Source organism: Novosphingobium sp. SG720 (assembly GCF_012275365.1).
Classification (GTDB): Bacteria; Pseudomonadota; Alphaproteobacteria; order Sphingomonadales; family Sphingomonadaceae; genus Novosphingobium; species Novosphingobium rhizosphaerae.
Map to the genome: position 1 here is coordinate 1 of NZ_JAAZQN010000008.1, position 13,231 is coordinate 13,231.

At 67.0% G+C, this 13,231-nt stretch carries 9 protein-coding genes and 1 tRNA gene; 2 read left to right on the forward strand and 8 right to left on the reverse strand.

Annotated features, from left to right (window positions below; translation table 11 throughout):
* The first annotated feature begins 13 nt into the window (after window positions 1-13).
* Window positions 14-90, forward strand: a tRNA-Met gene (locus FHW94_RS21010).
* 103 nt (window positions 91-193) lie between these two features.
* Here the strand turns inward: FHW94_RS21010 and FHW94_RS21015 are convergent.
* The 6 genes from FHW94_RS21015 to FHW94_RS21040 all read right to left on the reverse strand — a co-directional run bounded on the left by FHW94_RS21015 (window position 194) and on the right by FHW94_RS21040 (window position 8,078).
* The gene (locus FHW94_RS21015; RefSeq protein WP_168557805.1) at window positions 194-838 is read right to left on the reverse strand and encodes a DUF6445 family protein; all 645 of its coding nucleotides are present in this window, start codon (window positions 836-838) and stop codon (window positions 194-196) included.
* A gap of 1 nt (window position 839) precedes the next feature.
* The gene (locus tag FHW94_RS21020; protein WP_168557806.1) at window positions 840-1,556 is read right to left on the reverse strand and encodes a SapC family protein; all 717 of its coding nucleotides are present in this window, start codon (window positions 1,554-1,556) and stop codon (window positions 840-842) included.
* An 8-nt stretch (window positions 1,557-1,564) separates the two neighbouring features.
* Window positions 1,565-3,115 (reverse strand): tryptophan halogenase family protein, encoded by a 1,551-nt coding sequence (locus FHW94_RS21025; RefSeq protein ID WP_168557807.1) that lies wholly within the window; start codon window positions 3,113-3,115, stop codon window positions 1,565-1,567.
* Between the two features lie 119 nt (window positions 3,116-3,234).
* Complete coding sequence (locus FHW94_RS21030; RefSeq protein WP_246866319.1) at window positions 3,235-6,354, reverse strand: TonB-dependent receptor; 3,120 nt, start codon at window positions 6,352-6,354, stop codon at window positions 3,235-3,237.
* Window positions 6,355-6,507: 153 nt separating this feature from the next.
* Complete coding sequence (locus FHW94_RS21035) at window positions 6,508-7,485, reverse strand: FecR domain-containing protein (protein WP_168557808.1); 978 nt, start codon at window positions 7,483-7,485, stop codon at window positions 6,508-6,510.
* 2 nt (window positions 7,486-7,487) lie between these two features.
* Window positions 7,488-8,078 (reverse strand): sigma-70 family RNA polymerase sigma factor, encoded by a 591-nt coding sequence (locus FHW94_RS21040; protein ID WP_246866320.1) that lies wholly within the window; start codon window positions 8,076-8,078, stop codon window positions 7,488-7,490.
* 169 nt (window positions 8,079-8,247) lie between these two features.
* Here FHW94_RS21040 and FHW94_RS21045 point away from each other — a divergent pair, with 169 nt between their 5' ends.
* Window positions 8,248-10,371, forward strand: coding sequence for a phospholipase C, phosphocholine-specific (locus FHW94_RS21045; RefSeq protein WP_246866321.1), 2,124 nt, complete (start codon window positions 8,248-8,250; stop codon window positions 10,369-10,371).
* Window positions 10,372-10,400: 29 nt separating this feature from the next.
* Here FHW94_RS21045 and FHW94_RS21050 read toward each other — a convergent pair whose 3' ends face one another.
* On the reverse strand, window positions 10,401-12,641 hold the full coding sequence (locus FHW94_RS21050; protein WP_168557809.1) for a xanthine dehydrogenase family protein molybdopterin-binding subunit: 2,241 nt from the start codon (window positions 12,639-12,641) through the stop codon (window positions 10,401-10,403).
* Complete coding sequence (locus FHW94_RS21055) at window positions 12,638-13,108, reverse strand: (2Fe-2S)-binding protein (protein ID WP_168557810.1); 471 nt, start codon at window positions 13,106-13,108, stop codon at window positions 12,638-12,640. Before FHW94_RS21055 ends, FHW94_RS21050 begins: the two co-directional genes overlap by 4 nt.
* Window positions 13,109-13,231: the final 123 nt, after the last annotated feature.

A 13,231-nucleotide genomic window follows, 5' to 3' on the forward strand; every position in this document is an offset into this window, starting at 1 on the left:
TTGTTGCTAACATCGCGGGGTGGAGCAGCCCGGTAGCTCGTCAGGCTCATAACCTGAAGGTCGCAGGTTCAAATCCTGCCCCCGCAACCAGAATCCCACAAAGCCCCGTCGCTAACGCCTCGGGGCTTCGTTGCACCCAGCACGCGCGCAAGCTCGCAACAGCCCCTCCCACTCGCGGGAGGGGCTGTTGGCGTCAGGGGATGTGGAGAAGGGCGGTGATCGTCAGCCGGGTGCCGGACTGCCAGGACGGGCCGATATCGCCGCAATGCAGGCAGTTGGCGGGATAGACCACCAGGCGATTGTAGCGCAGTTCTGCGGTGCCGATACGGGTGAAGGTGGCGGTATCCGCATCGTGATACGTGGCCTCTGGCATCCCGTGGCGTGCGGCGTCCGTGGCGAGGGCCTGGCGCCAAAGGGGTGCCCGTGCCGGCGTGATGCGTTCGAAGCCCGTGGCACGATGGCGGTGGAAGCTGGTGCCGCCATGCGGCGCGTTGCACAGGTAATGGATCGCGGCATAGATCTGCGGGTCGCTGTCATCGAAATGCGGGATGCGCTGTACCGGCGCGAGACGGCGCGGATCGCGGTCGGCCACGGCGAAATCCCCGCGCAGCACGCGCGCACCCGACAAGCCGGGCAGCGCGGCCAAGGTCTGCCCTAGCCAATCGCACCAGGCCCGGGGTGCTGGCGCGCGGCGGCCTGGATAGAAGTCGCCCTCGCTTGCGGCGAAATCCGCACCGGCAGCAGTGGCTTCCAGGCTTTGCGGGGCAGGGTGCGCCTGATCGACCAGCCATAGCGGCACGCCTTCCTGCCCCATGGACTGCGAGGGATGCACGTCCATCCTAGGCGCCGGGGGTGAACCAGGCCGCTTGCGCCGCCAGCCGCGCGTTCTTGCGCCGCACCAGGCCTGCCACGTGATCGAGCGACAGGCACATGGCGGCCAGGATCATCAGGTCGGCAAAATCGGCAATGGCGCTGCGCGCCCGGCCCAGTGCCACTTCGTCCACGCCATAGAGGCCGGTCAGCAGGCTGGTGCTGCCATCGTGAAACGCCAGGTCCAGCTTCATTTCCCGCACCACCTGGTGCTCGAGCGCGAGGTCGACGAACCGCCGGGTGGCGTCGCGCCCTTGCGCCAGCCGGCCCAGCATGGCCTGCACCGCGCGGAAATAGTCGCTTTCCCGGCCATCCTCGGTCACGATCGGGCAGGGGCCGGCCGGATCGATCGCCGGGCTGGCCATGTCCACGCAGATCACCGCCTCTTCTCCTTCGCCGCCGATGAAGAACGGCAAGCGCAGGAGATTGAGCGGCAGGACGTCGGCCTCCAGCGCGGTACCGTTCCAGAACAGGTTTTCCTGCGGCTCCAGCCCCATCAGCGCGGCGGGGTAGAATTGCCCGGTTTCGCCGTCCTTGGCCAGGAACACCGGGAACTGGCCGGCGACCTTGCGAATCTCGTCGGCCACCAGGGGCACGAGATGGATGGCCGCAGCGCTGGCCGCGGCCTTGGCGGGATCGATGCGCAGGCCGGCGTGGTCGCTGCGGGTCAGTTGCACAAGGTTCATGGCGGCTCTCACAGCGTGGGGAAACGGTGCTGCGCCAGCTTGCCGAGCAAGGCGCGGTTGGTGGGCATCATGCCGGTCAGCTTGCGCTTCATGGCGGCGGTGCGGGTAAAGGCATCTTCGGCCGCATCGCGCTGCGCCAACTGGCCGGCGCGGGGGCGGGTGCGGAAGCCCATGCCATAGAGCACATATTGATAGCTGGCGGCGGGAAACATCTCGTGCGCGCTTGCGAAGTCGTGCTCGCCGGGCGGATTGTCGCGCCACAAGGCCAGTTGGTCCTGCAGATCTTGCGGGATCGTGGCCGGATCGCGGTTGTCGCGCCAGAACGCGGTATCCTCCCGTTCAGACAGGATATAGTGCAGCTTGAGGAACTCGATGATGCGATCCCAGCGATAGCGCGTCATCGTGTTGAAGCGCCGCGCGACGAAATCCATGGCACCGCGCGTGGCGGGCATGCTGGTGGCGATGTAATCGGCCGACAGCTCGATCAGCACCAAGGCCGAGGCCTCCAGCGGTTCGAGGAAGCCAGCCGCCAGCCCCACGGCAACGACATTGTTTTTCCAGAACAGTTCGCGATGGCCCGAGCGGATGGGAATTTCGCGCGGGGTCAGCTTGGCAAAGCCGGGGCCGACATAGGCGGCCAGTTCCTCTTCCACGCGATCCGCACCGGCGTGGCGGGTGGACCAGACATAGCCGATGCCGCGCCGCGTGGGCAGGCCGATGTCCCAGATCCAGCCATGCTTCTGCGCGGTGGAGATGGTGTGCGAGGCGATCGGGCTGTCTTCCTCCACCGGCAACTGCACGGCCATGGCGCGATCGATGAACAGCACGTCGGATCGGTCGATGAATGGCACGCCAAGCGCTTCCCCCAGCAGGCGCGCGGCAAAGCCGGTGCAATCGACATAGAGATCCGCCGCGATCGGCCCATTGCGCTTGCCGACGACGGCCGCGACATCGCCGTTTTCGGCCAGGGTCACGTCCACGATCTCGTCATCGATGTGCGTCACGCCGAGTGTGTCGACGCAATGGCGGGCAAGCAGTTCGCCCAGCTTCACCGCATCGAGATGATAGGCATAGTTGGCGACCCCGGCATATTCCGGCGAAGTCATCAGCTTGGGCGCAAGGGACTGCTCGCACAGCGCCTCTTGAAAGCACACCGCATCGGAGAACGATGGCACGCCGTTGCCGGGCGCGGCGGCCTGGGCATTCCAGTAGGGCGCCAGGTCGAGATCGGGAAAGCCTTCGGGCAGGACCAGCGGATGGTAATAGAAATCGTCGGCCGCGCCCGTGCGCCAGCGGGCGAACTTGGCGCCCTGCTTGAACGAGGCATGGCAGAACCGCATGAAATCGGTTTCGCCAATGCCGATCTTGCGCAGCGTGTTGCGCATGGTGGGCCAGGTGCCTTCGCCCACGCCGATGGTGCCCCGGCTCACGCTTTCGACCAGCGTGACGGCCAGATCGGGGCCATGGCGCGCGGCGATCAGGCCCGCGGTGAGCCAGCCGGCCGATCCGCCGCCGACGATGCAGACCGAGCGGATCGCGCGGTTTTCTGTGGCGGACATTGCCTTCCTTCTCCCATCCCGCCGCCCGGCCCCGGGCGCCAAAGGCACGCGCCGGTCGTTGCCAGCGCGTGCCCCTTGATCATCACGTTATGTTATACAGGTATCGGTGCACCAGGCATTCAGAAGTTGACCCGTGCCCCGACCTTGAAACGCCGCCCCGAATCCTCGGCATAGAGGAACTGGTTGGTATAATAGGCATATTTCAACGTGCGGGAATTGGTCAGGTTCGCACCTTCGACAAAGACCGAGAATTGCGGCGTGATGTGGTAGGTCGCGCTCGCATCGATCTGCGAATAGGGGCGAACCTGCGTAACGGCCTGGCCGGCGCCGTTGAGCGGCGGCGGGGCCAGGTATTGCAGGAAGCGATCGCGCCAGTTCCAGGCAACGCGCGCCTCGATCCCGTTCTTGTCATAGAACAGCACCGCGTTGGCCGAGTTGGACAGCCCGGTCAGCGCGAACTTGTTGCCCAGGTTCTGCGGATCGAGATGGCGGTTGGAACCGACCAGCGTGCCGTTGAGCTGGAAGCCGAAGCCGCTGTTACCCAAGGTATGCTGCCACGCGGCCTCGATACCGGTGACTGTGGCGTCCTGGCCGTTGACCGGCGCGGTCACGGTGAACTGCGCGGGCAGGCCGGTGGCCGGATCGAGCAGCGGGCCGCCCGTGGCATTGGCGACCGTGCCGGTGGTCTGGTTCAGCACGATGAAGTTGTTGACGCTCTTGAGGTAGACCCCCACCGAAACATAGCTGCCCGCCGCGTAGTACCATTCGGCCGAGAAATCGAGATTGCTCGATTTGAACGGCTTGAGATCGGGATTGCCCCTGCTGGCGGCAAAGTTGCCCGGGCGCAGCGTGACCAGCGTGGTGACCGGCGAGAGCTGCTCCAAAGTGGGCCGGGTGATGGTTTGCGAAGCAGCGAAGCGCAGTGTCACCGCGTCGGTCAATTGCCACTTGAGCGCGATGTTGGGCAGCACGTCGAGATAGTGCGCGCGGCCCACGGTGCGCGTGGTGCCCGAGGATTCCGAACCATACTGGGTCTGGTCGTTGGCCAGCTTGACCAGGCCGGTGTAGGCGGTGGCGAGGCCATTCACATCGGTGCGGGTGTCTTCGAAGCGCACCCCGGCCACGATCGACAGCGGCCGGCCGCCGACATCGCCCTTGAACTCGGTTTCGAGATAGGCGCCCAGCACGCGTTCGGTCACGATGGTGTCGTTCACCAGCGGCGGGGCAAAGGTGAAGCCCGGATTGGTGGCGCGTTGCTGCGCGGTGATGGCGTCGAACAGCGTGGGGCCATCGAACGTCAGCCACTGCGTGGGCAGGCGGTTGGACCCGCTCAACCCCGAGAGGAAATTGCTGCCGGCGTTGAACGTGGTGATCGCCACGCCCGCCGGGGCCGGGGCGTTGTAGCCGCAGGTGGTGCAGCCGGTGCCGCCGTCGTTGGAATAGAGCGAGGTATCCTTGCGGTCGCGCGAGTAATAGAACCCGAAGTTGGCGTTCACCAGGCCTTCGCTGCCATCGCCCTTGTAGGCGAAATCGGCGCGGCCCTGGGTCACCTGGTCACGAATGCCATAGCCGCGCAGCAGCATCACGTGCTGGCACATCGGCTGCCCCGCGCCCACCGGGGTGGTGCTGCCGGCCTGGCCCGAATTGGTCACCGCGCTGCCGCAGGGGCTGGCGGGGTTGGCAAACGTGGGCAGGGTTTCGGTCTGCCACGGCAGGATCGAACTGTCGGACTGATAGCGCGACGAGCCGGTCAGATAGCCGAGCAGCGCGAGATAGGCTTCCTGCCCGCCGTTGGGATCTTCCTTGGCCAGCGAATAGGTGCCGTCGAACGAGGCGGTGAGGTTGGGCGTGACTTTCCATTCCAGGTTCAGCCCGAATTCGCGCGTGTTGGTGCGCTTGTCGAACTTCTTGTAGTGGAAATCGGTGGCGATGCCGCTGGCCTGCGTGAGATCGGTGGCCGTGCCGTTGGCATCGGTGACCACGTCGGTCAGGTTCGAGGCAGTGAACCAGTGGCCGTAGGAGCGGGTCTGCGTCTTGTTGGTGAACTTGGTGTAGAGCGCATCGGCGGTGATCGTCACGGCATCGCTGGGGCGGTATTGCAGCACCACGGTGCCGCCGATCCGCTCGCGGTCCTCGCGCGTGATCTTGCTGTCGAAGTTCTGCGGGATGAAGATGTTGCCCTGCGGGTTGCTGGCGCTCACCGTGCCCTTGCCGCCGTTGACCTGGTCGGCCGGCACCGCCGGGTTGACCAGCCAGCCATCGGTCTGCGCCTGTTGCAGGCGGGTGAAGCGGTGCTGGTAGCTGCCCGAAATCAGGATGCCCAGCTTGCCGTCGTCCAGCGTGTCGGAAAACAGGAACGAAGCGTCGGGCGCGGCTTTCTTGGCGTTGCCATCGTAGTTGGCATCAACCGTGGCGGAAAACTTGCGCCCGCGGTAATCGAACGGGCGCGCGGTCTTGATGTTGACGGTGGAGCCGACCCCGCCCGACTGGTAGCGCGCGGTGGAAGACTTGTAGACTTCCACGCCCGAAACCAGTTCGGACGCCAGCGTGTCGAACGAAAAGGCCCGACCCGAGGCCTGGCTCGGGTCGGTAGGGGTGGCCACCTGGCGGCCATTGACCAGAACCGTGTTGAATTCCGGGCCAAAGCCGCGAACCGTGATGAAGGCGCCTTCGCCGCCGGAGCGGTCGATCGAGACGCCGGTGATGCGCTGGAGGGATTCGGCCAGGTTGGCATCGGGCAGCTTGCCGATGTCCTTGGTGGAAATCGCGTCGACAATGCCGGACGAGGCGCGCTTGATCCCGCGTGCGTTGTCGAGGCTGGCGCGCAGGCCGGTCACGACGATGGCCTGGGGTTCTGCCTCGGGCAGGGCGGCGGGCGGCGGCGGGGGAGCGGCGGCGGCACGGGCCTGCGGTTCGGCGGGCTGGCTGGCCAGGGCCACGGCCGTGCCACCCAGCGGGGCACGCGCCGCGGCGGGGCGAGCGACGACGGCGAATGTGGCCGGGCCGGTTTGCCGCGCGGACAGGCCGGTGCCGGCCAGCAGCCGCTCCAGCGCGTCGGACACGGTCAGGCGGCCGCGCACTTCGTTGGTGCGCACCGAACGGGTCAGCTTGCGCGAGGCGATGATCTGGACATTGGCCTGGTGGCCCAGCACGCCGATGGCGGTTTCAGCCGGCTGTGCGGGAATGGCGAATTGGCGCAGTTCGGTTGCGGCCTGTGCAGCGGCGGGCATCGTCGTCATGCAGACGACGCTGGCCGATGCAAATAAAACGCCACGCAAGGTGGTCGTCATCATAGATCCCTCCCATCAGGATTTCGTATCGCTTCAGACCTTTTCGGTCTGTATCCGCCTAGAGACATGCTCCGGCTGTTTTCCTTCTGCGAATGTGAAAATTTATTTCATGGAATTCACCTCGGCCGCCCGCTCGATACGGATGGTGCGTGGGTCGCTGGTGTTGATGGAAACGTTGAGCGTGGCCTTGATCGTTTCGGCAAAGCCTTCCGGATCGCCGATGCGGAACAGGCCGTCGAACTGTTCGCCCGCCACGTCGGGATCGGCGATGACGATCTGGCGCTGGTTGTAGCGGTTGAATTCATCGGCCGCATCGCGCAGCGTGGTGCCATTGAGATCGATCATGCCGTTGCGCCAGGCCAGCGCGCGATCGACCGGTGCGGTTTCGCTGGCCTGATAGTGCACCAGCGCGCGGGCATTGATCATCGCGCGCTCCCCGGCGGCAACGCGCAGCTTCTGGCTGGCGTCCTGCGCGGTCCAGGTTTCCACCACGCCTTCGGTGACCAGCACTTCCACGCCTTCCTCGCGCTTGCGTACCGAAAAGGCCGTACCGATCGCCTGCGCCCGCACCGGGCCGGACGCAACCACGAAGGGGCGCTGGGCGTCCTTGGCCACTTCGAACCAGGCCTCGCCCTGCGCCAGTTCGATCTCGCGCGCATGGGGCGTGAGGTTGACCTTGAGCGCGGTGTCGGAATTGATCGTCATGACCGTGCCATCGTCGAGCGGCACGCGGCGGATTTCGCCCAGGCGGGTCACATAGTCGGCGCCCTGGGTCATGGCAAAGCGGGTGGCCACGGCGGCCACGGCGCTGGCCGCGACCAGGCCGCCCAGCACGCCGCGCCGCGCCCAGCCACGGCGGCCGCCCACCGGCTGCGGCACATCGGCAGCGGCTTGCGGCGTGACGGCATCGGGCAGCAGCCAGGCGGCCTGCGCCTGAAGCAGTAGGCCGTGGCGGCGCGGATCGGCGGCCAGCCAGGCTTGCAGGCCGGCTTCGTCTTGCGCGGTCCAGCCGGCGCCATCCATCATGGCCACCCACCGGGCGGCCTGGTCGCGATCGGCAGAAGCGGTGTTGTGGTCCATCGTCATACCGCCTTGCGCCCGGCCTGGTGACCATCGGGCTCACGTTCCAACTGGTCCCACCCAGCGCGGATGGCGCGCACGCCCGACCACACCTGCTTTTCCACGGCCTTTTCGGTCATGCCCATGTGGGCGGCGATTTCCTTTTGCGACCAGCCTTCGATCTTGCGCAGTTCCACGATGCGCCGGCAGCGTTCGGGCAATTGCGCCAGCAGGGCACGCACCCGGTCGAACGCCATGCGCGCGGCGACTTGTTCCTCGGGAGACGGAGTGCCGCTGTCCCGGTAGCTTTCGATCTCGCTGATCGCTTCGAACGGCGCGATCTGCTGCCGCTTGAGCCGGCGCGCCAGCAAGTTGCGGCAGATCGAAAAGAAATAGGCATGCGGGCAGTCGATGTGATCGACGGTATCGAGCATGGCCACGCGGCAATAGGCATCCTGCATCAGTTCATCCACCACGTCAGGCGCAATCCGCCGCTTGACGAACCACGCACGCATGCGCGGTTCGTGCGGCATGATCTCGCGCGCCACCCACAGCGCCAGGGCGCGGCGACGCTCGAGTTGCGCTCGCAGATCCGGTCCCGTCCCATCCTCCATCGGCTTTGGGTTTTCCCTCTTTCCCGTCCCTAGAGACCTGTCCGTCTCGTTTCCTTCCGATTGCGCCAAAATATTTCCAATGAGAAGCGCCGGCTGTCGCTTCTCCCCGTCATCGCGCCGCCATATCGTGCAGCTAGACCGCGTGCCCTTGCTATCACGAAAGACGATCATGACGCCCAAGCACGCCAGGAACGAAACGTCGGCCGGCATTGCGATGCAGGATCGCCGCAGTTTCATCCGCGCGCTCACCGCCGGGGCGGGCGCCGCCGCGCCGTTTACCCAGGCCATTGCCCGCGCGCTGGATATTCCCGGCCATCGCCGCACCGGCACGGTGCAGGATGTGGCGCACGTGGTGATCCTGACCCAGGAAAACCGCGCGTTCGATCACTACTTCGGCACCATGCGCGGGGTGCGCGGCTTTGGCGATCGCTTTGCCGCGCCGGCCCCGGCGTTGCCCGATGCCCCGCGCCGCACCGTGCTGGTGCAGCCCAACGAGCACGAGGGGGCCAGTCCCGCGCTCATCGCGCCGTTCCGCCTCGATACCGCGCACGATTTCCGGCTCTATCGCCCGCTCGGCACGCCGCACAATTTTGCCGATAGCCAGGCCGCATGGGACAATGGCCGCATGGGCGCGTGGACGCGGGCCAAGCACAACCACGCCATGGCCCATTTCACCCGGGCCGACCTGCCGTTCCAATATGCCCTGGCCGAAGCGTTCACCCTGTGTGACGCCTACCACTGCGCCATGCACCTGAGCACCAATCCCAACCGGCTCTACATCTGGACCGGCACGCACGATCCCCTGGGCCGGGCCAATGGCCCGGCGATCGACAACGGCTATGACGAAGCCGGCGCAGATCCGCGCAGCCATGGCGGCTATCTGTGGACGACCTATCCCGAACGGCTCATGGCGGCGGGCATCGGCTTCCAGATCTACCAGGACATGGCCGACAACTTTTCCGACAATCCGCTGGTCGGTTTCCAACGCTATCGCCGGGCGAGCGAGCCAACGGCGAGCGCGGCCGAAGCGCTGCTGGCGCGGCGCACCCTGGCCACGCGCACGCTGGACGATCTGCGCGGCGATGTGATGGCCGGCAAGCTGCCCCAGGTTTCCTGGGTGGTGGCGCCAGCCACGCTTTCGGAGCATCCGGGGGCATCAACCCCCTTGCAGGGTGCAGACTACACCGCCCGCGTGCTCGATGCGCTGACCGCCAACCCCGATGTCTGGGCGCGCACCGTGCTGTTGATCAATTTCGACGAGAACGACGGGTTGTTCGACCATGTCCCGCCGCCCGCCCCGCCTGCCCAGGGGCAAGGGCGGCTGCACGGTGCCACCACCATCCCGGCCGAGGACGAATACCACCGCCACAGCCAGGGTGCGCAGGATGCGCCCTATCTCGGCCGGCCCTATGGCCTGGGGCCGCGCGTGCCGCTCTATGTCGTCTCGCCATGGAGCGCGGGCGGCCATGTCGCGTCCGAAGTGTTCGACCACACCAGTATCCTGCGCTTCCTGGAAACCCGCTTTGGCGTGGCAGAGCCCAATATCAGCGCGTGGCGCCGCGCGGTCTGCGGCGATCTCACGTCGTGCTTCGATTTTGCCAGTGCCGATACGCGCCTGTTCATGGCCGGCCTGCCGGCAACCGCGCAGTTGAGCGCCGCGGCGGGCAAGCTCAAGGAAATCCCCCCGCCGCTGCCGGCCGAACTGGCCGCGCCGGTGCAGGAAACCGGGCTGCGCCGGCGCCGGCCCACGCCCTATCGCCTGGATGCGCGCTTGCAAGCCGATGCGCTGGTCATGGCCAACCGATCGGCCGCGCGGGCGGCGGTGTTCCATGTCTATGACCTGGCAGACCTAGCGGCTGGGCCTGCGCGCTATACCGTGGGGGCGGGGGCAGACCTTGCCCATCCGCTGCCCGGCACGGATGCACCGGTTGATCTCTTCGTGCTGGGCCCCGATGGCTTCCATCGCCGCTTGACCGGCCGGCCCGGCGTTTTTTCGGTGAGTGTGCGTGGCACCGGCGCTGGCCAGGCGATGCTGCGCTGTGAAAACCTTGGGCCTGCGCCGCTGGCGCTGGCCATGCGCGACATGGCCTATGGCGCCGCGCCCGAAACCATCCGCCTTGCTCCGGGCCAGGTGCGCAGCCTGGCCGTGAACCTGGCCGCCAGCCATGGCTGGTATGATCGCGCATTTACCGGCGGCGGGCAGACCTGGCGCATTGCCGGCCACCTGGAAGACGGCGCGCCATCGTGGTCAGACCCGGCAGCGGGCGGGGCCGGGCCGCTGGTGCTGGCCTGATCCCCAAGGGGAATCAGGCCAGCACCAGTTCAGGCCACGGTGCCCAGCGGCAGCGAACGCACGCGCTGGCCGCGCAGGCGCGAAACCGCGTTGGCCACGGCCGGCGGCACGGCGGGCAGGCCGGGTTCGCCGATGCCGCCCATCTTTTCGCCGCTTTCCACGATCTTCACATGCACGCGTGGCATGCGATCGGGGGTGAGGATCGGATAGCCGTCGAAATTGCGGGCGACGCGCTCGCCGTTCTTGTAGGCGGCTTCTTCCACCAGGGTTTGCGACAGGCCCAGCGCCACGGCGGAATTTACCTGCGCCGCGATGATCGCCGGATTGACCACGCTGCCCGGATCGATGGCCTGCCACACCTCGTGCACTTTCACCTGGCCATCGGCGATGGAGACTTCGGCAATGGCCGCCGTCTGCGTGCCGAACGGCGAGGCCATGGCCATGCCGCGCGCGCGCGTGGTGCCATCGGCGGCCTTGAACGGCCCACGCTTCCATCCCCCCGAAAGATCGACCACGGCCTTGAGCAGGGTGGTGAGCCGGGCATTGCCGGAAAGCAGGTGCAGGCGCACCGCATAAGGATCCTGCCCGCCCTTGTCGGCCAGCTCGTCGAGGAAGGCTTCATAGAAGAAGTCGTTCATCGAATTGCCGACCGAGCGCCAATAGGCAACGGTCGTGGGGCTTTTCACGAAGATCTGGGCAATGCGCTTGTTGGGCAGGGCATAGCTCTTGCCCGCCAGCCCTTCGAGCGCGGTGGGATCGATCTGCCCGCTGCGCTTGTCGGCAATGCCCTCGGTCGGCCCTTCGGTGGCGCTGATCGCCTCGATCGCAACGGGCATGCCGGCCGCGTCCAGCGCGCCGCGAAACCGCACGGCGGCCATCGGGCGCAGCGGATCGCGCAGGAATTCCTCCTCGCGCGTCCAGATCAGCTTGACCGGGGCGTTGACCCGCTTGGCCAGTTCGATCGCCTGGGGATAGGGATTGCCGTGCGGATAGAGGAAATGCCGGCCGAAGAAGCCGCCCAGCAACGGCGAGTGGATGCGGATCTTTTCCGGCGGCAGCGCGGCAACCTTGGCCACTTCGGCCAGGAACATGTCGGGCGCCTGGTTGGGAAACCACATGTCCAGCGTGCCATCGGCGTTGAACCGCGCCAGCGCCGAAGGCGGCTCCAACTGGGCGTGGTTGAGATACTGGCTGTGATAGGTGGCGCTGACCGTGGCCTTGGCCGCGGCAAAGGCCTTGGCCACGTCGCCGGCAGTTTCGGCCACTTCCTCGGTGCCCTGTACCGTGGCGAGGTGGGCGGCATGGGCCTGCGTGGAAAAGCTGGCCGGCATCGCGCGATAGGTGGCGCCGGTCGGTTCGGCCCAATCGACTTGCGCGGCTTCCACCGCGCGGCGCGCGTGCCAGAACCGTTGCGCCACCACGGCCACCGCGCCATCGAGCACGTGGACCGAGTGCACGCCCTTCATCGCCTTGATTTCGGCCTCGTTGCGGATCTTGCCCACGGTCAGGCCCAGGCGCGGCGCATGCTGCACGGCGGCGTGCAGCATGCCATCCACTTTGGTGTCGATGGCGAACTGGGCCTTGCCGGTGGACTTGGCGCGCACGTCGAGCCGCGCCTGCGGCTTGCCGATCCAGCGGAAATCCTTGGGGTCTTTCAGCGTGGGCGGGGTGGCCGGCACCGGCAGATCGAGCGCGGTGGGCGCCAGTTCCCCATAGGTCACGCTGCGGCCCGAAGCCTGGTGGACCACGCGGCCCGGCTGGGTGGAAAGCTGGCTTGCCGGCACGCCCAGGCGCTTGGCCGCCGCCTGGATCAGCAGCGCACGGGCGCTGGCGCCCAGGCGGCGCATGGTGTCATAGCTGGTGCGCACCGACATCGAGCCGCCGGTGATGCGCATGCGGCCATAGACCACCTGATAGTCAGGCCCGGTGGGCGCGTTTTCCACCACGAACGTGGCGGGATCGGCATCGAGTTCCTCGCCCACGATCTGGGCCATGGCCGTCCACACGCCCTGGCCACCTTCGGCAAACGGGCTTTGCAGGCGAATGGTGTTGTCGGGATTGATCGCCAGGAACGCGGGCACGCGGGTGCCCGGCGTTACCGCCGGCGCGCTGCCGGCGGCCTGGGCGCGTGCGGCCACCGGCAGGCCAAAGCCCAGCACCAGCGCGCCAGCACCGGCACTGCCGAGAAAGCCCCGGCGCGAGACGTTGACCGGATCGCCGGTGGGCAGAACCTTGGCGAGCGCGGGATCAAGCGGTGTCCATTCGGTCATGCGCCTTGCTCCTGCGCGGCCAGGCCGGCCACGTCGCGCACCGCCGCCTTGATCGCGTTGTAGGTGCCACAGCGGCACAAGTTGGTCATCGCCGCTTCCACGTCGGCATCGCTGGGCTTGGCGTTCTGCTTGAGCAGCGAAGTGGCCGCCATGACCTGACCGGACTGGCAATAGCCGCATTGCGGCACCTGGTGCTTGACCCAGGCTTCCACCACGCGGGCGCCCACGGGATCGGCTTCCACAGCCTCGATCGTGGTGATCTGTGCGCTGGCGACCGATTCCACCGGGGTGACGCAGCTGCGCGTCACCGTACCGTCGATCATCACGGAGCAGGCGCCGCATTGCGCGATGCCGCAGCCATACTTGGTGCCGGTCATGCCCAGGTCGTCGCGCAGCACCCACAGCAAGGGCGTGTCGCCTTCGGCGTCAACCCGACGCTTTTGGCCGTTGATGGTCAATTCGATCATGTGGCGGAGTATTCCCGGTTGGCATTGTGCATGTCCGTTGCATATCGCAATGGAACGGATCTGGCACGTGGAATTTGGGCGGGGCGGGCCTGCGCGCGGGCCTGCCCAAGGCGCCATAGTGGC